The 20,346-nt window shown below is 54.6% G+C and carries 20 protein-coding genes and 1 pseudogene; 11 read left to right on the top strand and 10 right to left on the bottom strand.

Annotated elements, in window-relative coordinates:
- Positions 1–623: DUF3179 domain-containing (seleno)protein (locus tag ABX962_RS08130; RefSeq protein ID WP_372718299.1), on the top strand; the 623-nt coding region annotated here is incomplete at its 5' end.
- Positions 624–701: 78 nt separating this feature from the next.
- On the opposite strand, the gene ABX962_RS08125 is transcribed toward ABX962_RS08130, so the two are convergent.
- The 3 genes from ABX962_RS08125 to ABX962_RS08115 form a co-directional block, all read right to left on the bottom strand.
- Positions 702–1,808: an anion permease gene (locus ABX962_RS08125; RefSeq protein ID WP_372718297.1), complete on the bottom strand. Its 1,107-nt coding sequence runs from the start codon at positions 1,806–1,808 to the stop codon at positions 702–704.
- Positions 1,805–2,866 carry an arsenosugar biosynthesis radical SAM (seleno)protein ArsS gene (gene arsS, locus ABX962_RS08120; protein ID WP_372718295.1) on the bottom strand — a complete coding sequence of 354 codons (1,062 nt, stop codon included), beginning with the start codon at positions 2,864–2,866 and terminating at the stop codon, positions 1,805–1,807. The genes ABX962_RS08125 and arsS overlap by 4 nt, the downstream gene beginning before the upstream one ends.
- Positions 2,867–2,950: 84 nt before the next feature.
- On the bottom strand, positions 2,951–4,126 hold the full coding sequence (locus ABX962_RS08115) for a methyltransferase domain-containing protein (RefSeq protein ID WP_372718294.1): 1,176 nt from the start codon (positions 4,124–4,126) through the stop codon (positions 2,951–2,953).
- A 713-nt stretch (positions 4,127–4,839) separates the two neighbouring features.
- Here ABX962_RS08115 and ABX962_RS08110 point away from each other — a divergent pair.
- A pseudogene (locus tag ABX962_RS08110) lies at positions 4,840–5,022 on the top strand (IS4 family transposase); the annotation flags it as partial.
- A 274-nt stretch (positions 5,023–5,296) separates the two neighbouring features.
- On the opposite strand, the gene ABX962_RS08105 reads toward ABX962_RS08110, so the two are convergent.
- Positions 5,297–5,677, bottom strand: coding sequence for a hypothetical protein (locus ABX962_RS08105; RefSeq protein WP_372718292.1), 381 nt, complete (start codon positions 5,675–5,677; stop codon positions 5,297–5,299).
- A 22-nt stretch (positions 5,678–5,699) separates the two neighbouring features.
- On the opposite strand from ABX962_RS08105, the gene ABX962_RS08100 reads away from it, so the two are divergent.
- On the top strand, positions 5,700–5,831 hold the full coding sequence (locus tag ABX962_RS08100) for a hypothetical protein (protein WP_372718303.1): 132 nt from the start codon (positions 5,700–5,702) through the stop codon (positions 5,829–5,831).
- On the opposite strand, the gene ABX962_RS08095 is transcribed toward ABX962_RS08100, so the two are convergent.
- On the bottom strand, positions 5,778–5,927 hold the full coding sequence (locus ABX962_RS08095; protein ID WP_372718301.1) for a hypothetical protein: 150 nt from the start codon (positions 5,925–5,927) through the stop codon (positions 5,778–5,780). The genes ABX962_RS08100 and ABX962_RS08095 overlap by 54 nt on opposite strands.
- 236 nt (positions 5,928–6,163) lie before the next feature.
- Between ABX962_RS08095 and ABX962_RS08090 the strand changes: the two genes are divergently transcribed.
- Entirely contained in the window at positions 6,164–8,302 is a 2,139-nt protein-coding gene (locus ABX962_RS08090; protein WP_372718290.1) for a VTT domain-containing protein, read from the top strand.
- Here ABX962_RS08090 and ABX962_RS08085 read toward each other — a convergent pair.
- Positions 8,299–9,492 carry a mercuric transporter MerT family protein gene (locus tag ABX962_RS08085; RefSeq protein ID WP_372718288.1) on the bottom strand — a complete coding sequence of 398 codons (1,194 nt, stop codon included), beginning with the start codon at positions 9,490–9,492 and terminating at the stop codon, positions 8,299–8,301. The genes ABX962_RS08090 and ABX962_RS08085 overlap by 4 nt on opposite strands.
- Before the next feature lie 112 nt (positions 9,493–9,604).
- On the opposite strand from ABX962_RS08085, the gene ABX962_RS08080 reads away from it, so the two are divergent.
- From ABX962_RS08080 to ABX962_RS08070, 3 genes are all read left to right on the top strand, one after another.
- Positions 9,605–10,009 carry a MerR family transcriptional regulator gene (locus ABX962_RS08080; protein WP_372718287.1) on the top strand — a complete coding sequence of 135 codons (405 nt, stop codon included), beginning with the start codon at positions 9,605–9,607 and terminating at the stop codon, positions 10,007–10,009.
- Positions 10,010–10,173: 164 nt separating this feature from the next.
- A complete protein-coding gene (locus tag ABX962_RS08075; protein ID WP_372718285.1) occupies positions 10,174–12,558 on the top strand; it encodes an NAD(P)-binding domain-containing protein in 2,385 nt (794 codons plus the stop codon).
- 31 nt (positions 12,559–12,589) lie between these two features.
- Positions 12,590–13,492 carry a DUF547 domain-containing protein gene (locus ABX962_RS08070; protein ID WP_345321449.1) on the top strand — a complete coding sequence of 301 codons (903 nt, stop codon included), beginning with the start codon at positions 12,590–12,592 and terminating at the stop codon, positions 13,490–13,492.
- Between the two features lie 30 nt (positions 13,493–13,522).
- Here ABX962_RS08070 and ABX962_RS08065 read toward each other — a convergent pair whose 3' ends face one another.
- The gene (locus tag ABX962_RS08065; protein ID WP_372718283.1) at positions 13,523–14,398 is read right to left on the bottom strand and encodes a hypothetical protein; all 876 of its coding nucleotides are present in this window, start codon (positions 14,396–14,398) and stop codon (positions 13,523–13,525) included.
- 240 nt (positions 14,399–14,638) lie between these two features.
- Between ABX962_RS08065 and ABX962_RS08060 the strand changes: the two genes are divergently transcribed.
- Positions 14,639–16,393 carry a hypothetical protein gene (locus ABX962_RS08060; protein WP_372718281.1) on the top strand — a complete coding sequence of 585 codons (1,755 nt, stop codon included), beginning with the start codon at positions 14,639–14,641 and terminating at the stop codon, positions 16,391–16,393.
- A 1-nt stretch (position 16,394) separates the two neighbouring features.
- Here the strand turns inward: ABX962_RS08060 and ABX962_RS08055 are convergent, their stop codons facing one another.
- Together ABX962_RS08055 and nrtS are read right to left on the bottom strand one after the other, a co-directional pair.
- On the bottom strand, positions 16,395–17,102 hold the full coding sequence (locus tag ABX962_RS08055; protein WP_372718279.1) for a transposase: 708 nt from the start codon (positions 17,100–17,102) through the stop codon (positions 16,395–16,397).
- A 144-nt stretch (positions 17,103–17,246) separates the two neighbouring features.
- Positions 17,247–17,423 carry a nitrate/nitrite transporter NrtS gene (nrtS, locus tag ABX962_RS08050; protein ID WP_372718277.1) on the bottom strand — a complete coding sequence of 59 codons (177 nt, stop codon included), beginning with the start codon at positions 17,421–17,423 and terminating at the stop codon, positions 17,247–17,249.
- A 384-nt stretch (positions 17,424–17,807) separates the two neighbouring features.
- Here nrtS and ABX962_RS08045 point away from each other — a divergent pair, with 384 nt between their 5' ends.
- The 3 genes from ABX962_RS08045 to ABX962_RS08035 all read left to right on the top strand — a co-directional run bounded on the left by ABX962_RS08045 (position 17,808) and on the right by ABX962_RS08035 (position 19,519).
- Entirely contained in the window at positions 17,808–18,263 is a 456-nt protein-coding gene (locus ABX962_RS08045; RefSeq protein WP_372718275.1) for a zf-HC2 domain-containing protein, read from the top strand.
- Positions 18,264–18,322: 59 nt separating this feature from the next.
- Positions 18,323–18,544, top strand: coding sequence for a carbon storage regulator (locus tag ABX962_RS08040; RefSeq protein WP_339942409.1), 222 nt, complete (start codon positions 18,323–18,325; stop codon positions 18,542–18,544).
- A gap of 195 nt (positions 18,545–18,739) precedes the next feature.
- Entirely contained in the window at positions 18,740–19,519 is a 780-nt protein-coding gene (locus ABX962_RS08035; RefSeq protein ID WP_372718273.1) for a glycosyltransferase family 2 protein, read from the top strand.
- A gap of 1 nt (position 19,520) precedes the next feature.
- Here the strand turns inward: ABX962_RS08035 and ABX962_RS08030 are convergent, their stop codons facing one another.
- A complete protein-coding gene (locus ABX962_RS08030) occupies positions 19,521–20,228 on the bottom strand; it encodes a Crp/Fnr family transcriptional regulator (RefSeq protein ID WP_372718272.1) in 708 nt (235 codons plus the stop codon).
- Positions 20,229–20,346: the final 118 nt, after the last annotated feature.

The raw sequence follows: 20,346 nt of genomic DNA, 5'->3' as shown, positions 1-20,346 counted from the left end.
TACCGATCGCCGTGACCTATTGTCCGCTGTGTGACTCGGCTGTCGTATTTGATCGTCGGACTCCTCTGGGTGAACGAGAGTTCGGTGTCTCGGGATTGCTCTACAACAGCAACGTATTGATGTACGACCGATCCAACGCGGAAAGTCTCTGGTCGCAGATAAAAGGAGAAGGGGTTTCGGGACCTGGCGCCAGAATGAAGTTAACCGTTCTGCCGATGGAACTCACCACGTGGGCTGCATGGCAAACTCGCCATCCAAACACCACAGTGATTTCATCCGAAACCGGACATCGGCGAAACTATAGAACCAGCCCGTATGCTGGCTACTTCCAACAGCCCAATTTAATGTTCCCAGCGAAACCGATCAGCAATGCATTGCCATTGAAGGAACGCATGATCGGAGTTTGGGATGACACCGCCGCACTGGCGATTCCTGTTTCAGCATTTGCTGGAAAATCGACGCAGATCGAGAAGCCGCTTGGCAGCAAAAAGTTCACCGTAGTATTCGATGCCAACGATCAAACGATTCGAGTCGTCGAGGCGGATGCTGGACTGCAGTGGATGAATACGTTTTGGTTCGCATGGTATGCGTTTCGACCTGGAACCGAGATTGCTGGTCGCTGACATCCCCTAGATTTCCAATCCGAGACGATAACGAAACCTAGGCTGCGACCACCACAAAACCCAGGCTGGAAGCCTAGACTAAGTTAACATTTTGAAAACGAGCCAAGCGATCAACGCAGCCATGGGAAGTGTCGTGACCCACGCGAGCAATATCTGACCGATCGACTTCCACTTTGCTTGGCCGGTCACACTTCCGATTCCAAACAGTGCACCGCAGGAAACATGTGTGGTAGACACGGGCAGCCCCCAGCGGCTCGCGAACACGACCAAGACCGAGGTGACGCAATTCGCAGAGAATCCCTGACCAGCGTTCATTTCAGTGATGCCATGACTCAGTTTTTCAGCGATTTTCTTCGCACCGAACCAGCCACCGATGGCGATCGCCATGCCGCAGACCACAGTTGCGGTGAGCGAGTTCAGGGCTGGAACCATCAATAGCAGTGCGGCGATCTTCGGCGTGTCATTCAATCCACGCGCAAAACTGACCATCCCCGCAGAAAGAAAATGCATGACGTCAAGCGAATTACGAGCATCGACACCCACAAGGTTACCGGCATAATGATCTCGGCAGCTTACGTTTGTCCCCAACGTGATCGAAAGCTGCTTGGCACGCGACATTGCCATCGCCCCCGATCCCAACGCAACGACCTCGACGATTTCGCGACCGCTGCAAAGACACGTTTCTTTCGTGATTCCCATTGCGATCCGAGTTCGCCGAAGCGTTAAATAGAGCACTGCCGTGACAATGATCGCAATCAGTGGACTTAGCAACAGCGGTGCCATTAGCTTGGTCGATAGAACATTCCAATCGACCGCAAACGATGACGCCCCCGCAGCTCCGACCATCCCCCCCACTAAAGCGTGAGTGGTAGAAATCGGAAATCCAAAACGACTCGCCAACATCACGGTCAACCCTGCAGCCAACGCGACTGCAACGCCAAAATTATTCTGAGCCACCAGTGCGTCGGGTACGATACCTTTGCCTGAGAATCGTTCTAGCAACTCGCGAGCGAGCCAAACCGCCGTCAGCGAACCTGCCGCTGTGGTTGCCGTCGCCCACACGAGCGACCGTCGGTACGTTGTCGTGTCGCTGCCGTACAATGTGGCGACGCCCTTAAAATTGTCATTCGCACCGTTGGCGTACGCCAGCAGGATGCCTGCGACGAGAGCAAGAAAGACGATCATGGTGCTGCTCCGATGTTAACGCCCGCTCCCTGGCATCCCGATCCGCATCCGGCGGTGCAGCCAAAGCAATGCCGGCCGGTTTGGATCATGCGGTCGCTAAGTCTCGAGGGATCGAAATCTGAAATATGCTGTGGCAGGTCCGCAGACAATCCCATGTTCAACATCTGGTTGAAATCGCAGTCAAATAGGTATCCCTGCCAATCCACCGAGATCATCCTGCGACACATGACGCCATCGACGGTGCGCGGATTGAAGCTGTCGATCAGCTTCTGCATGTACACATCGAGTTGGTCGCCCTGGAGCAGTTCATCGAGAAACCGGCTGATCGGAAGATTGGTAATCGTGTGTAGTTCCGAAAAGACAATGTCGTATCGCGTTTTCAGCTCGTCACGGCAGGTCGCTTCGAGTTCGTGTTGCGACGGCGGCAATGCGGTTCCAGTGGGGTTGTAAACGAGCGTCAGTTTCCGCCCCAAACCGGGGTGTCCGTAGCCAAGTTGGTTCAAACGTTTGAGTGCGTCAATGGAACGTTTGAAAACGCCGTTGCCAAGCTGGCTATCACAATTTTCTTCCATGTAACACGGCAAACAGGCGACGACCTCGACATCATGCTTGGCTAGGAACTCGGGTAAATCCTTGAATCCATTGGCCATCAAGATCGTGAGGTTGCAGCGGTCAATGACTCGACAACCGAGCTTGTACGCCTGCTCGACGATCCAACGAAAATTGGGATTCATCTCCGCTGCGCCCCCGGTAATATCCAGGGTGGGAATGTCGTTGTTCGCAAGCACGTCGATGATCTGCTCGGCCGTTTCTCGCGACATGCTCTCTCGACGGTCTGGCCCCGCGTCCACGTGGCAGTGCGTGCAAGTTTGATTACACAACTTGCCCACGTTGATCTGCATGACGTCAATGCCAGTGGCACGAAGATTCTGCAAGCCGCTCGACCGCAGCTTCTCGTTGAAGTAGGGTTGTCGCGGCTTCGCGACTCCTTCGAGAATTTCTCGCTGTATGGCTGCGTTAGTGAGTTCGCTTTTTTGCCTTAGCAGTGATAATTGCATGTTGGTTCCTTGCGTAGCCCAGGATTCCAGCATGGGACAATTGGATGCATGGATGAGACCTAGGCTGGATGACTAGGCTACGGTCTAGCAGCACGGACCTTCGTCGCTGCAGCCATTCGTTGCTTCGGTGGTCGCGTGATACTCGAGGCCTTTCGTTTCACGCGGATGACGTCGAGTGCTGCGCCGGCAATCGAGCGGCTTCGCATCTTCCAACGGCACAACGACACGCGGCTCAATCGCGTCAAACATGTTCGTATACGGTTCTTGCTGAAGCAGATTGAACGTCTTGTCACAAACAACCATCCGCTCGCCCCGGAAATACGTGTGACCATCATCATCCTGGACTTTCTTAAATGGGCCGCGATACGACACCGCTTGCCCGCGTTCCAAACAAGGACCTTGCTTTCCCTTGTGCGCAACGACTGTCACGCTGCGAAACTCAATTCCCTCCACCGTCCTCCAAGGCTCGCTTTGTCGCTTGACGATTTCGATTCCGTGAAAGCCTGCATCCTCGAACGCTTCAAGAAACTCATCTTCACGAAACGCGCCAGTGATACAGCCCGACCAAAGTTCCGGGTCCTGTTGCAGACGCTGCGGGACACTTTCGTCGCTGACAATATCGCTGATTGCAGCGTGGCCTCCGCGACGCAAGACACGGAAAATTTCAGCAAACAATTGTCGGCGATCTTGTTGTCGGACAAGATTCAGAACACAGTTGGACAAGACGCAGTCGACGGATTCGTCAGCGATGAGCGGTTGTTCGCGACGCAATCGTTCCTCGGTGTGGCGGAGCTCGAGATAGCCAGCCGGATCGTTCACGGGATGTTCTGACAACTCGCCAGCAAGTTGATCCAGATCGAGAGCTAAATCCTGAATCAGACCGTAGCGAAAATCGACGTTTGCGTAACCGAGCTGCTCGGCCACCGCAGGTGCATGCTTGCGAGCGAGCCCCAGCATTTCACGGTTACAATCGACCCCAATCACGCGTCCTTCGGGACCGACGACCTGGGCCGCGATGTAACACAACTTGCCACCTCCGCTGCCCAGATCCAGCACCGTTTCGCCTGAGCGAACGTAGGGCGTGGGATCGCCGCATCCATAATCCCGTTCAATGATTTCTTGAGGGATCACCTTCAACAAGTCGGTCGAGTACTGGACCGGGCAGCAAAGCGCGGGCTCGACCGCTTGGGCGGCAGCGGCGTATCGCTGGTAGACCGACGACTCGGCGACTTGTTTTTCGTCTAACAAAGCTGTTTTCATAGGACCGACTTCCCTTCGGATGCGAGTTAAATAATCCGTAGCCTAGGCTTCCAGCCTGGGTGTGCTGGCCCCAGACTGGAAGCCTAGGCTACGGCAAGCCGAAACTTGGTTAATCGCAAGGGAAGACGCTGGACCTACAAAATCCTTACACAATTCCAAAAAGGATTTTCGCAGTCAGCTAACGTGTACCTGAACCTCCAGAAGGTGCAGAACGCGTCCCCGACCCGCTCGGAGATGTGTAGCTTTGCGTTGGCGCGGAATAAGAAGACGAAGGCATCGAATTACTCGAACCAGATCCCTGATAGGCCGGCTGAGAATAAGAGGACGACTCCGAATAGACGAGCGATCCATACCCGGACGAAGGAGCGGAGCAGCTACCGTTGCGACAGGAACCAGCCTGTCGGCACCCTGAAAAAGCAATGCAACCAATGGTAACGAAGCAACAAAGGGACGCGCTGGCGAGTAATTTACGAGACATGGGTTTCCTTGCGAAAATTCAGCTTGAGATTGCTTGGAACGAGAATTCCTTTCCTCTTCCATCGGACCTGCAGTGCGGTTGACAATGTGAGCCGACACACAAAACGCCCGAATCGAACGGCAAATAGGCGATGGCTGTTGCTTGACAGCTCGGACGATACGAGCTTCTTAAACGCTCCGTCTGTGAAGTGGCTTACAATTCGGCAAATGCCAGCGGTGAAAGAGAATGCTGCCGAATCAGGTTTTTGGATGCTTCGTTGCAGAGGGTGAACACAACCGCGACCTGCGTTGTACTGTGGATGCTTGTCTACCAACACCTCAAGCCCGATGCGTCGCTGGCAAACGCTGTCAAGCATTTGCTGGAGACCCGGCCAGGCTATCTGGCCCAAAACAAGCGGTTTGACGACGACACGACCTCGTGAAAGCAAACTTCCAATTGGCAATCCGGTGATGGAGAACTTGTCGATCTAGCGGCGAAACGTGCGGCTCGGCAGTAGTTAGCGCAATACAATGTTCAGCCAGAAACTCTGGCCTTGTCCGTCAATTTTTTCGGTCCCGTTCGTAGCGTTACCTCGCAAGTGATTGGGGTCAAAGGGCGAAATTTCTGATCGTCTGTGGCGGATGTGCAGGCACTTTGGCTGATGATGAATCGCGGCAGAATTCGCCATTAACACAAACACTCGCAAAAACCGCTTAGGCGTGTTTTCGATTTCTGAAGTACTGCCACACGTCGGTGATGTCGAAAGCCAACGAGACCGCGACAGAAATGCTGAACGCGACGAGATAAGTTTTGAACCCGATATCTACGTTAGGAATCTGGATAATCACGTAGATAAGCAACGGAATCCACAGGACGTGCCCCAAGCCGAGAAGCTTGCTGAAACCGAAAATCACATACAGCCCCATCACCAGCGCGGCGGAGACCATAAAGGTGAGGAAGATCACTTTCGCCAGTGGCTCGCTCCAAAAGGCGACGCTTGCCATGTTGACGAGCATCAAGAAAGACAACCAGAGTTGAATCCACACGGGCTGTCTCAGCAGTTCGAGGAAGAATCGGAATGGGTTTCGCATCATGGATGTCCTTTGCGATTTTGCAATGAGTGCACGTGATATTGTCGAGCCAGAGACTGTGGCCTTGTTCATGCAGTTTTTCGACCGGTTTCATACCGCCTTCTTATCTGCTGCCTTCCTGTTGCGAGCGACGATTCATGTCAATCGCCAAGCGTAGGCGGGCTCGGTGTAGTAAGACACACTGGTCAGACGGGGTGACCTCCAATACCTTACAGATACCCAGCGTGCTGTGGCCTTCGAGTTTTCGGAGCATGAACACGTCGGCCATGCGTGCTAGCAGCGCGTCGAGGCACTTGGCTTGCAACGCGGGGCAATGAATCACTCGCGAAGCACCTCGACATCACCACGTCGATGATGGCAATTCACGAACTGTACGATTTCTCACAGACACCGCATTCTTCGGATGCGATTCTTCGGCGGAACACGCTTTCCAATCACCATAGAGTAGCCTAGGCAACCGTCTCTCTTAATCGGTCATGGATGACCTCGATGATTTGCACCAGTACGAAAGACAATGCAATCCGCGCTGCTTGGGTAGCGATCGCCATCACTGCGTGGTTCGCTCGTGACCCGTTGCATCTGGTCGTTACTAACGCGGCCGAGTTTCATCTAGCGATGCGACTTGCGGTATATAGCTGCGTCTATGTCTTGATGGCTGGATTTGCGATTCCCGGTGCGGTGCTGCTAACGCTGTTTGCGGGTCCCCTGTTCGGAATCGGGCCGGGGACCATCGTCGCCAGTTTCGCGAGCACCGCCGGTGCCACAATCGCCTTCACTTCTAGTCGGCGTTACATGTTTCGCAATGGACAGCCAAATCAGAACGGTCAGCGTGAGACAGTTTGCTCGGAAATTGGCAGATGGGAACTACTGCTTTTGCGGCTAACACCGGTGATGCCATTCTTTGCCGTTAACGTGTTGGCAGGACGTTCTCGATTGTCAATCAAGCAATTCTGGCTGATTAGCCAGGTCGGTATGTTGCCGGCAACCTATCTGCTCGTTCGCGCAGGCACGATGGTCCCCGAAGCGTCACAAGTATCACGAACGGACATGTTCGCTACGCTTTGGCCACTGTTGTTGCTGGCACTCATTGCATGGCTTCTGCGTTTGTCGATGGTGAACTCGCGATCGGCCGGGCGATTTCCAGCACGCCGACTTGTCGAAACGGTGGTTCAATTTTCGATGCGTGCGAGAAAGTTGTTGTTGCCCGCGTTCGCGTTGGTTGTGCTTGCCCCAGGCTGTGTGACGCACCGCCCCCATTCGTCACTCGCTGCAATCTACAACCCGCTGGCCCAGCGGCCCGACTATGAACGCAATCCAGTGATCGTGATCCCAGGAGTGTTGGGTTCGCGGCTGGTCGATGATGAGACCGGCAAGACCGTTTGGGGGAAGTACGACCGAATTCGTTTTCGACGTCAGCAATCGGACGATCTGGTGGCAGTATCGTTGCCAATGGGCCAAGGGGTTCCGCTGGCGCAATTGCGAGACAGCGTTCGCAGCGATGGAACACTGGCGTACCTGGAATTGAGCGTGTTTGGGATTCCGGTCGAGCTGCAAGCCTACAACCAGATCCTTCAAACCCTTGGCGTGGGCGGGTATCGCGATCCGACACACCCGAAAGCGGACGAATTCAATTACGGCGACGAACACTTCACCTGTTTTCAGTTCGACTACGATTGGCGGCGAGACGTCGCAGAGAACGCCGCTTTGCTTGACGAATTCATTACCGCAAAGCGTGCGTACATTCAAGCCGAGTATGAAAGCCGCTACGGAATCACCGATGCGGAAATCAAGTTCGACATTGTGGCCCATTCACTCGGCGGCCTGCTCTCACGCTATTACCTGCGATACGGTTCGCAGCCGTTGCCCGAAGATGGCTCTTTGCCCTCGTTGGACTGGGAGGGAGCGAGAAGCGTTGAACGATTGATCATGATAGGAACTCCCAACGCCGGCTCGGCATTCGCGCTGCGTGATTTGGTCAATGGACATCAGCTCTCCAGAGTGCTTCCCTACTATCCCCCCGCCGCGTTGGGGACGATGCCGTCGATCTACCAGATGCTGCCGCGTCCGCGTCATCAGACGCTCGTCGATGCCCAGGATCCTGAACAAGCCTACGATTTTTACGATCCCGAGTTGTGGCGACAAATGAAGTGGGGACTGGCCGATCCGGACCAAGACGCAGTTTTGCAACAACTGTTACCGGAGGTTGCCGAGCGTGAATCACGCCATTGCATTGCCCTGGACCATCAACGCAAGTGCTTGCTCAAAGCGAAGCAATTTCATCAGGCACTCGATATTCCGGCGGCGCCGCCACGGAGTGTCACGTTGCATCTTTACGCTGGCGACGCAATTGAAACGCCTGCCGTGATGTCCGTCGACACTGAAACCGGAAAGCTGGAAGTCGCGAAAAGCGTGCCTGGTGATGACACGACCACACGGCACAGCGCGCTGATGAGCGAACAGCCCGTCGAGACCGTATCAACACGCCCCGCTTCCCCCATTCACTGGACCAGCGTGATGTTTCTGCACACCAGCCACCGCAAACTAACCGCGGATCCCCTGTTCACCGACAACGTGCTGGCATTGCTGCTGCAATCGCCTCGTTACGCGCAATCGCCGTCAAGTCGTTAACGGCCAGTGTATCCAGCGTCCTGGAGCGATACGAGAATCTGCTCTTTGGGGACAGGGCAACAGATTTCGGTGCCGACGATGGCTGTACCTTGTTCGTAGTTGACGTCGACTGCCACCACGCCCGGCACCGTCCGAATCGCCTTGGCAACACCAGCCGAGCAACCTTCGCACGTCATCCCATCGACTTTGATGACCACGCGGTTCATGTTGTCCGTCACGGCCTTGCCGTCACCGCCGAGAAACACTCCGACGTAACTTGGGAAAAACAGGAACAGCACCGCCATGACGGTCACGACCCACAGCATGACCTTATTCAGGGTCATCATGTTGAAACGGCCCGTGGCGGTCGCACAGCATGCTTCACCGCGGGTTGGCTCAGTCGCACAACAACCGTGCCCCTCAGCAGTCTCGTTCGTATTCTTCGGGCGGAACACATTCCTGGGACGATACGTGTAATAGAACGCAGCAGCAAGGAAGCCAAACGTCATGACCATAAATAGCGGGCGGTATGCTTCCAATGTTGCTGCGATCCCCGCCCCAGAAACACCGACAGCCAGCAAGAGCAGTGGCAACCAACAGCAAGCCGAGGCCATAATCGCCGAGACCAGCGTTCCAAGCTTGGCAATCTTCTCGCCTTTGTCGCCAATTGGCGCTGCGGAAGTCGTTATCGTTTTTGCAGTATCCATTCCAATTTCTCCTTTAGCAATTTTGATTCCTTTTTCGACGCTTCCCAAACAGCACGAACCGGATGGGTTCTCCGTCTCGCATCGGCACCCAGGGTCCTTCATTTTCGCCCGAATGTCTGCTGTGGCGTTGCTTTCGCCTTCGGAGCGAAGTTGTTCCTTGATGCTCGCGACGGAGTGACCAAAGCAGTAGCACAGCGGCCGCTCTCCCGTCGTTTCCTTAACCCCGACAGCGACATGCAACTGGTCCCTCGTAAATGTCCGTTCATCGGTTTCAGCGAAGTAGACGACGTCACAATCCTGCGAATCGCAGAATCTCCATCCGCTGTCCTTGGTCAACGATGAACATCCACCATCGGCGCTACAACTAGAGTGGTCATCGGCTGCAAACTCGCCAGCGAACTCGTCTTTTAACAGCGATCGCAGCGTAGCCGCTGCGACTCGCTTCGCCTTCTTGCCGCAGACGGGACACTCGACTCGATTCGGAGTGGTCACTTGATCAATCATCGCAATTCCTTTCTTCTCATCCCGCGTAATACGGTTGTCTATGCTCTATTATCGACCCTGCACCTAGGTGTAAGGTCAAGTGCGATTTCAATTTTTCTTTCAAGAGGCAATCGTGAGCGATCAATTCACCATCAGCCAGCTAGCGAAATCTGCTGGGATACGAACGTCGACCGTTCGCTACTACGAGCGGATCGGTCTCGTCGAACCGGAAGAACGTAGCCGGGGGAATTACCGGCTGTATAGCGACGCATCACTCGACAGATTGAAATTCATCCGAGCGGCACAAGCGACCGGGTTCACACTCGACGATGTGAAGGCACTGCTTTTGGACGACGCGGGCGGGACGCCGACCTGTGGAAGCGTTCGCGGACTGATTGAGGATCGACTTGCCGACACCGAGCGCCGATTAAAAGATCTCCGCCACGTTCGGCGTATTCTGAAGGCGGCGTTGCAGCAGTGCGAACAGCAAAAGAAGAGCGACGGCTGTCACGTGGTTGCAGGATTGCACCGCGGTTAGTGGGCGAATCAGCAGTGAAGCTGGAGCCCATTTCCAAGCCACTCTCTGACGCCATATTGACACTCTGTAAGCCAATTCACAGACACGCAGTCTGAGTCTTGCGAACATTCCGGCTCGAATCACGCTGAGAAGGCGACACCCTTTTGTTCGTACAGGGAGGTACGATGTCTGCGAACGCACCCAAGTCGGACCGCAAGAAGACAACCTATTTTGCCACGGTTCCGCCGCAGGAAATCCTGCCGATCGTCAATGGCCGTTACGAGTCGAGTGTCAAAGGCATTTACGTCATTGGCGATGTCACCGGATTGCCGCTGGTCAAGGTGGCCGCGAACCAGGGCGCCAGCGTCATCTCGAATATGAAATTCGACGAAGATTCCGCATCGGGTGCGGAGCGGCTCGACCTCGTGATCATCGGTGCGGGGCCTGCCGGGTTGTCCGCTGCAATGGAAGCACACGAGCGGGGGATCAAGTACGTCGTTCTGGAACGCAACAAAGTTGCCAGCACGGTCCGCAGCTTCCCGCCTGGTAAGAAAGTCTACGCCGAGCCGCAATTCGTGCAGAACGAAAGCAAACTCGAGTTCGACGAAGATCTGGACAAGGACGAATTTCTCATCCGCGTCAATCGCTTGGTTGACGAGAAGAAGTTGCACATCAAGGAAGACACAGAGGTTGATCGCGTACGGAAAGTTGGAGAGCGGCAATTCGAGATCGAGACGAAATCGGGCAAATCGTTTCCGACACAGCAAGTGCTGGTCGCAGTGGGCCGGCAAGGACAAGCACGATTGCTTGAATGCCCCGGTGCTGACAACTCGCAAAAAGTGACTTACCGGCTGCACACGCCCGATGACTACCACGACGCTAATATCATGGTCGTCGGCGGCGGTAATTCGGCGATCGAAGCAGCCCTGCTGTTGATGCCGCACAATCGGGTCACGCTTTCCTATCGCGGCGACGACCTATTTCGAGCCAAAGAAGAAAACCGACTGTTGATCGAACAGGCCGAACGCGACGGTCGACTAAACATCCTGTACCGCAGTAATCTCAAAGCAATCCGTGACGACGAGGTTGACATCGACGTCGATGGGCAAACGCACACGTTGGCAAACGATCATGTGATTGTGCAAATTGGAACGCTTCCGCCAGTCGATTTCCTGATGGACATGGGGCTGGAACTGGACGGCGTTTGGACCGCAAAGCGAATCGTGTTGTCGATGCTCGGATTGCTCGTCGGCATTTTCGTCTACTTCTACTCCAAGAACTTTGTGCTTCACCCCGCCGCGGCGGGCGAGGGCAAACTGCTGCTGCCGGGACTGGAGCCGCTCATCGGGTCGGCACAACTAGGGTTCGCCGCGTTCCTGGTGGGAACCGTTCTGCCGATCGCTTGGCTCAGTCTACTGGCGCTAAAACTCATCAACGGAAATATGCAAGCGCGTGGGCATTCGGCGTTACTCAACCTACCCCAATCTAGCTTGCTGCTGATCGTTGGCGGTTTACTGTATGTAGGATCGCTAATTGCACCGAGCGTGCTCACACTCGATCCATCAGCCGCGGGCGATGGCCCCTATTACGTGCCAGGTTTTACTTGGCTGTACCACGTTGTCCCGAAGTACTTCAGCAACGCGTATGGACTCTATTATCTGCTCTATTTCTCGGCGATCGCTGGCTTCGGTTTGTACTGGGCGATCAAGTCGAATCATCGACTGGTCTGGCGCCGTAACCTGACGATCATCGCGACGCAGTGGACACTGTGGTGGGGAATTCCGACGTTCTTAGCCGTGTTCATTGGTCGCAATCCGTGGACCCCGCTGCTGACTCGATCGCTGAATGCCTGGCCATTGAACATGGGCGCTTTCCATCTGGATCCCGCCGTGGGTCCGGGCGATCCCGCTTGGTGGCACACGGTCGCGGTCGTCGGTGTCGTCTGGGCTGCGGTGTTGACGTTCATCGTGATTCCGCTGGTGACGATTCGCTGGGGAAAGATTTACTGTTCTTACATTTGCTCGTGCGGAGCGCTCGCGGAAACCGTCGGGAATGGTTTTCGCCATCGCGGGCCAAAGGGGGATACGCCACGCAAGATGGAGCGGATGGGCTTCATCTTCATCGCGCTCGCGACCGTGGCAACCATCGCCGATCTGTACGGATTTGAGGGACCGCTTGGCCAATACAACTTGTGGGTGGGAACAGCATTGGCCGGCGCGATCGCCATTGGCCTGTATCCGTTCCTTGGACAGCGAGTGTGGTGCCGGATGTGGTGCCCGCTGGCGTTCTGGATGAATTTTTGGGGACGCTGGTCGCAATTCAAAATCACCCCCGAGAAAGGCAAGTGCATCGACTGCAACGTTTGCAATCAGTATTGCCAAATGGGCATCGACATCAAATCGAGTGCGTTAAAAGGCGAACCGATCACGTTGAAAGATTCGCCCTGTGTCGGCTGCAATGAATGCATCGTCCGCTGCCCGATGGAGATCTTGCATCTAGGCGACTTGCCGGTTGTAAGTAGCCTAGGCTTCCAGCCTGGGAACTCGACCCAACCCAGGCTGGAAGTCTAGGCTACGTTTACCTCACTACCGCGATCTACCGATGACACATAACAAATCTACTTATTACGGTCCTTTTTTCTGGTTGGCGATTGTTTCATTCACTGTACCGATCGTCGTCGCAGCCAAAGCGTTTAATGAGGTGCAGTTGACGACCAAGCCGACGCCGCATCCGGATGCATCCGGAGTCGATCATGCGTTGTGGGACTACCTACTGAAGTCGCACGTGCAGAACGGGTTGGTCGACTACGACGGGATCGCTCGCGATCACCTATTCCGCACCTACTTGCGACAGCTTTCCGAATCCGACCCCGGCAAGCTGACCACGTCGGCGGATCAATTGGCACTGCTGTGTAACGCCTACAATGCGTTCGTGATCAATGGCGTCATCACTCACAAGATTCGCGATTCTGTGATGAACTACGATGTCGATGGGACCGAGTTTTTCGATCTGAAAGAACACATCCTGCACGGCGAAACGCTCAGCCTTAACCAAATCGAGCACGAGTTGATACGAAAGCGATTTCGTGAACCTCGTATCCACGTGGCGTTGGTTTGCGCGGCCAAAAGCTGCCCGGCGATCCGGCCCGAAGCCTACATTGGGACGCGATTAGCGAAGCAATTGGAAGACCAAAGCATTCAGTTCGCGAATCAAACCAAATACGTGATGTATGACGCGACCAGCGACACACTCCGATTGAGTCCGCTACTGGATTGGTACGGCGGTGACTGGGACCACGCTGGCGGTTATCTGCCATGGCTGGCCGCTCGCGTCCAGCAGGAATCGATCAAACAAGCGATCCTGCGAGCTTCACGCAGCGAAACGTCGGTCGCGTTTCTCGACTACGATTGGTCTCTCAACTCACAAGCCACCGCCGGATCCGCGGCCCCCAAACCGGCCAGCAAGAAGGGGCAATTCGGCTCCGGCTCGATCCCGAACGAATAACAAAGCAACACGCGGGAACGCCATAGTGGATCAATCATTCTGGTCACCACGATTCCAGTCGATGTCCGCAGTATCGCAATGGTACTCGTTCAACGGCTGCGAGCTATTTGAGCCGTCTCGTTTACGCAGTTGATTGGTGGCATGACCGACCACCGCGCCGGCGAGACGACCAAAGGGAGCACCGAAGGGCAGAACCGAAGCGATCTGACCACCCCAACTGCTGCCATAGTCTGGTGAAAGAATCCGGTTCGCTTCCGCTTGTTCTTGGGCGGTCCCATATTGAGCGGCGTATTTAAGAGCATCGTTGGTCGCACGAGTCGTATGGACCATATTGATAAAAGGTAACTCTTGGGTCGCCGCGTACGTTCCCGGCTGTTTCTGCGCCCGAATGTCTTTTGCGTACGCAGCGCGTGAAATCACCAAGGGTACGATGTCCGAGTAGACGTGTGTGGAATCCGTAAATGGGTTGTACCAATCACCACCAAAAATCCGCCCCGGCAGCAGCACGTATTTCAAATGGTTGTAGGTGCCCACCGTGTAACGCCAGCCCGGATGAATCCGCTTGTTTGAGGTCAGTCGCTCCCATTCGCCCCACGGATCGTATTGATTGATCCGAACCATACTGCCGCTTAGCCCATTTTGTGCCATGTATTGGACCAGCGCGGCCTCGGTCTGCGGCGAAACATCATGATTGTCAGCTCGGCGATCCCAGAGTGCCAGCTTCGTTGGCGTACCGACGACCCACCCTAGCCCGTCGATGACCGCGTTGGGGTGACCACGATCGACCAGGATTTCAGTCGTCGCATCACGGGACGACATGACGGCCGATTGGCTGCGGTGATCGATCGAGTGACAGCCGGTGAGGAGAATACAGCCAAGTAGAACTAGCAACAGTTTCAGTTTCATCGTCGCGGGTCTATGGTCATGAGGGAGCTTGACAAGAAATCGGTTTGAATCTTGTCGGCACGACGAGACGCCTGGGTCTGTGTTGTCGCTAACGCTCTTGGCAAATCCCTCACATTTCACGGGTTTCACGTATTTCGCACCGCTGCGCCAAGCCGTTCCTGTGAGATCGCTCACAGACAATGGGGGAATCGACTTGCTACGCTGTGAACCATTCACCGGGTACTAACGCAGAGCACGAATGTGGCGGAAAAGTCAACGCACACGAAAGAGAATCCGCCAAACGCGAACGCCAATGTTAGCGTGCTTGCGATACTTGCTGGATTGTCCATCAGCGTCTACGGAATCATCGCGATATTAAGTTGGCAGTTCGACTTTGACAGTGTGTCGACCGACCGGCCAATCATCGCGGTCCTTTGCCTGTTTGCCGTTACGTTCGCCTTGTACTTGGGTGCGATTCGGATCGTGTGGCGGACGCGGAAGAGCGGACCGATGATGAAATTGGTGATCGGATCGGCGATCGTGTTCCGCGTGGTGATGCTGTTTTCGCTGCCCATCCAGGAAATTGATATCTATCGCTATCTTTGGGATGGAGCCGTCAGCACCGCGGGTGTGAGTCCGTTCCGCTACAGTCCCGCTCAAGTAAGCTCTGCCGAGCTGGCGTCAAACGCGGACGAAGATTTGTTGCGGCTGGTCAAGCTGCGTGACGATGATCCCGCACTCGCTGAAATTTTGCATCGGGTGCATTTCCCTGAGTTGCCGACGATCTATCCGCCCACCAGTCAAGCCGTGTTTGCAGCGGCCAATCTCATGACGCCATCTTCGTCATCTGTGTTGACGCGATTGTTCATCATGAAGGCGTGGTTCATCGGGCTAGACATCGCGACACTGTTCGTCGTGATTGGCCTGCTTCGTCGATGTAAGAAACCAGTAGGACTTTGCGTGATTTATGCGTGGTGTCCGCTTCTTATGAAAGAGATTGCAAACAGTGGGCATCTGGACGCCATCGCGGTGTTCTTGACCACGCTCGGTTTGTACTTGGTCATCCGTAGCCTAGGCTTTCAGCCTGGGAACCCGACCCAACCCAGTAGCCTAGGCTTCCAGCCTGGGAAAAATAACAACAGCACGACCCAGGCTGGAAGCCTAGGCTACGCCATGCTGGCCAGTGTTGTGCTCGGATTAGCGGTCGGGGCGAAGCTCTACCCCGTGATCCTCGTTCCGCTCGTTTTCTTCACCGTCGCGAAGAATTTTGGCTGGCGTTTCACCGTCGCTCCAGCGACGGCATTCGTTGTAACGACCGCGATGTTGCTTTCTGCGATGATTCTAAATGAAAGATCGGCCTCGGATCGAGAGCAAATGCATGATCCCAGCCTCGGTGTGGTAACGTTCCTCCGACGTTGGGAAATGAACGATTTTTTATTCCTAATTATCATCGAAAACATCAAGCCGACCGCACATCTCGGTCCACATGAAACCGCCTGGTTCACCGTGATGCCTGAGTCGGTTCGCGAAACGATGGTGACAGTGGTTTCCTCGCAGTTCGACATCGCTGCTGGCGAGGCCCCCTTCATGATCGCGCGTGCGATGACTGCGGCCATCTTTTTTGTCGTCGCAATCACTCTCGCTTGGCGGGCCTCGGCGAAGGATTCGTCGAGTTTCTGTGAGGCCGCGTTCCTAACAATCGCCTGGTTTTGGCTGCTTTGTCCGACATTGAATCCGTGGTATTGGACCTGGGCTTTACCCCTGTTGCCGTTTGCTCGAGGCCGCGCGTGGCTTGCCGTCAGTGGCCTCGTGCTCATTTACTATTTGCGGTTTTGGCTGGATTACCATTTCCCAACAACGGCGGTCTTGGGAACTCCGTACACCGGAGCCGCTTTCTACGACTTTGTCGTCACCTGGATCGAGTTCGCACCGTGGTTTGCCATGCTAATGTGGCGTAGCCCACGTAGCCTAGGCTTCCAGCCTGGGACCAAGATAGCACCCAGGCTGGAAGCCTAGGCTACGGGAGAACTATTTTTGGGATTGGTTGAGATTCACTGATTTTCAGATCGTGGCGGATCTTCGCTGACGACCAACCGTAGTCTTCGGCGACTGCACACAAGCCTGCTTTGACTGGATTATTTTCAATATAGTGAACGATGCGAATCGCTTCGTTTTCCGTGCGTGCCCAGTGATCGAAGGTTTCCTGCTGCCAATAGGTCTCCTCAACGCCACGCGACCGATTGCACATCGTTGCAGTAAAACTCTGGACACTATGCGAGATGATTTCTCGCGGCGTGCGATCTTGCTTCCCCAACAATTTCAACCTCGCTATTTCCATGTCCGCCCAATCCTCGTTCACGCTGAAGAGCCAATGATGATGGCTAGGCATGACAACGAACGCCAACAATTTGTAGCGTTCATTTGCAAAGTGAAGAAACGCATTGGCGACAATCTTTGCTTGCTCGTCATCGGCGAGATGCTGTACTGGCGAATCGTTGTCGAGCAGGTTATCGACAAAGGCAAAAAACAGTTTTTGCTTGTGGTGTTCCCACTGGTCTGCAGAGAACTTGGCCGGTTTCGATCGACGCTCTAGCTCTTCGCGATACTCGTCAATCTGCTTCAGTCCAGTGGCGGAGAAACAACCTCGCAAGCATCCTGTGATGAATACAGGATGACCGGGAACGTCCCAGTGAGGCAAGTTGCGACGCCGAAAGATACCCTGCATGATTGCCGCCCCCCAACGTAGCCTAGGCTTCCAGCCTGGGTCTTAATGCGAGCTCTAACTACCTCGAATTATAGCAAGGCAAGTTTACCCAGGCTGGAAGCCTAGGCTACGATCTGCAACGTGCCCGGGGGGACGACGAAGAGATCAACTCTTTACAGAATTTTGCATCGCTCCGACACTCGAAAGTGTCGAAACGGTATAAGGAACGAGGTACGTCAGAGGAATTTTCAAGCCGTGCCACCAGGTCAAATCTCCCTGCATGATCACATCGCCTTGATTGATGATGACCAACAAGGTTCCAACCACCAAGCTATACACCATTCCGCGTCTGACGACGGACGGGCTGCACGCGAGTTGAATCCAGCTGCTCGTGGTAGAACGTTTGCTTGGCTGTTCGAAAGTTTCAATAGACGAGTTCATACGTCAGCTTTGTAAATTGCGTGATCCTGCGGAATGAAACGAGCTAAACCGAGGGGTGTTTGACCGGGGGCTACGTTTTAACGCAACGGAGCAACGCCATTGCGAATCATACGATCAGCGAAGAAATACCCGACCGTGTGAGATTCTACACAGACGATTGGCTGCTGCGAGGCGAGGATAAAGACATGCAAAGACGTAGCCTAGGCTTCCAGCCTGGGACCACATTGCCCCCAGGCTAGAAGCCTAGGCTACTAATACCTCCACAAGTAATCGAGGAACGAGTTCATGGTCCGCCAAAATATCGAAGCTCATTCAGATTGGCAGGAATGCACGCCCGGCACCATCGGCGATCTGCGGAAGCGGCTCAACGCCGATCGTCGACGCAAGTCCATCGCTCGCATTGGCGGCCCCATCGTGGTGATGGCCGTGTTAGGAATGGGCGTTTGGACCTTCGGTGGACCCGCCAATTCACCGACACGCCCGCAACCGCTTCAGGAGTTTAACTTCGGTAGCGTAACGTGCAGCGAATTCCAAGCGTCCATGCAGCCATTTGCGATGGAGCAATTGTCACCCGCCCAGCAACAGGCATTCGCCTTGCACCTTCAGCAGTGTCCGGTTTGCCAAGCAAAAATGGATGCGGTGAAAAAAGCTGAAATGCCTAGGATTGGCAAGAATCTTATCGGCAATTCGTCAAACGGTTTCCAAACGCACAGAACCCTGCTGGCGTCAAACGTAGATTGACAAGACATGACCACGACGGTGCGTGGTCGCAACAATCCTATCGGATACGGAGATTGAGAATGTTAGTCTTGTCAAGAAAACAGGGTCAACGGGTGGTTGTCAGTTTGGGCGGCGAGGTCGCGACGCTTGAAGTATTGAGGATTGACGGCAACCGAGTTCGGCTGGGCATCGTAGCAGCGAATTCGATCGGAATCCATCGCGAAGAAATTTGGGCTGAGATTGGATCCCACCTGGGACCAGAGAGCGGCGTCACAAACGGCCCAATCAAAACCGTCGCTTAGCATCGCGTCGCACTCACGAATCGATGGACAAGCCTCGAAGGAGATGTCTGCGATGAAAACTTTTATCGGTTCAGCGAAATCGTAATCGCTTCACTGCGATCGGCCGCTGACCTCACTGAAGCAAACCGGCATTCGTACAACGTTCAAGAGTGATCCAATGAAACAAAAGCAGCCCCTTTCGTCGAGGCTGAAAAGATGAACGATCTCGAAGGCTATCTCCGAGAATCGGTCTGGGTCGTCATCCCCGCACTCAACGAAGAAAAGTCGATCGGCCTTGTCTTGCATGACTTGCCCTGCGTCGCCGGTGTGATTGTGGTTGACAATGGTTGCACAGACGACACGGCAATCGTTGCTGCGCAGGCGGGTGCGATCGTTGTTGCGGAGTCGCAGCGCGGATACGGAGCGGCATGCCTGCGTGGGTTGGCGAAGCTTCGAGAGCTGGTCAATGAAGGCCAAGCGGCTCCCGAAGTGGTGGCGTTCGTTGACGCCGACTACAGCGACCATCCTGATCAATTACCCCTCTTGGTCGGCCCGCTCGCAATCGACACCGCAGACTTCGTTCTCGGTTCACGCTTGCTCGGCGAGCGAGAGCCGGGAGCAATGCCTCCTCAAAGTGTCTTTGGAAACAAGCTCGCGTGCTTTCTGATGCGATGGCTTTTCGGCGTTCGCTACACCGATTTAGGGCCCTTTCGAGCGATCAATTACAGTCGACTGTGCGAACTGCAAATGCGCGACGAAAACTTTGGATGGACGATCGAGATGCAGATCAAAGCGGCAAAGATTGGGCTGCGTTTCCAGGAAATCCCCGTCCCATACCGAACAAGAGTTGGCATCAGCAAGATCAGCGGCACCGTCAGTGGCACGATCAAGGCAGGCTACAAGATTCTCTATACGATTGCGAAGTACGGGCTGATGCGCCGACGTAGCCTAGGCTTCCAGCCTGGGACCAGAATAAAACCCAGGCTGGAAGCCTAGGCTACGAATTCAGACTTGGCACTTTTCGGTGTACGGCGATCGCTAATTGTTCCGCTTGCACCAAGACAATCCGTTGCCGACCCACATCGACCATCCCCTCGGATTTCAATTGTCCTAGCAGTATCGTCACCGTTTCGCGGGTACTTCCCATCAGATTAGCGATTTCCTGATGAGCTAACTTGATTCGCAGACGAATTCCATTGGAATCGTGAATGCCAAACTGCTCCGCTAGGTCAAGCAGCAAGTGAATTAACCGGTCTCGATTGGAAAGAAAGAGCAGATTTTTTAATCGTCGTTCAACACGATGCCGCCGCAGTCCAATCATCTTCGTTAGTGCGATGGAGACGTCGTGGTTTGCAGCCATCAGTCCCTGAAGTTCACGGGCCGGAATCATCACCACCGTCGACTTCTCTACCGCTTCGACGTACTCGTCCCGCTGTTCAGATTCAAAAATTGCCAACTCGCCAAACAGTTCGCCCGGTTCAACAAACGCCAAAATGGACTGTTTACCGTCGTTGGTCAGATTGCAGACCTTGACTAGTCCGCTCGCAAGCATGAATACGCTGTCAGCGGATTGACTTGGTAAATAGATTGGACTACGCGCGGCATACGATCGAGACCGACAACGCAATTCGAGCTGCGTCAATTGGTCTGGCTTCAGTTTTGTGAACAGTTCGTTATTTTTTAGATGCCATATTTGCTGAGGCACGCTGATTCCTTCTCCGCCGAGTTGATTCCGCGAATGGAGGCACACGTCGTGCCCTGATGCTCGCAAGGTTTCTCGGTAGACGCCCGAACGTGCGATTCCTTACACAAATAAAGTTGAT

The organism is Novipirellula sp., from assembly GCF_041583735.1.
Taxonomy (GTDB): domain Bacteria; phylum Planctomycetota; class Planctomycetia; order Pirellulales; family Pirellulaceae; genus Novipirellula.
This window is presented reverse-complemented; position numbering and strand designations above follow the sequence as displayed.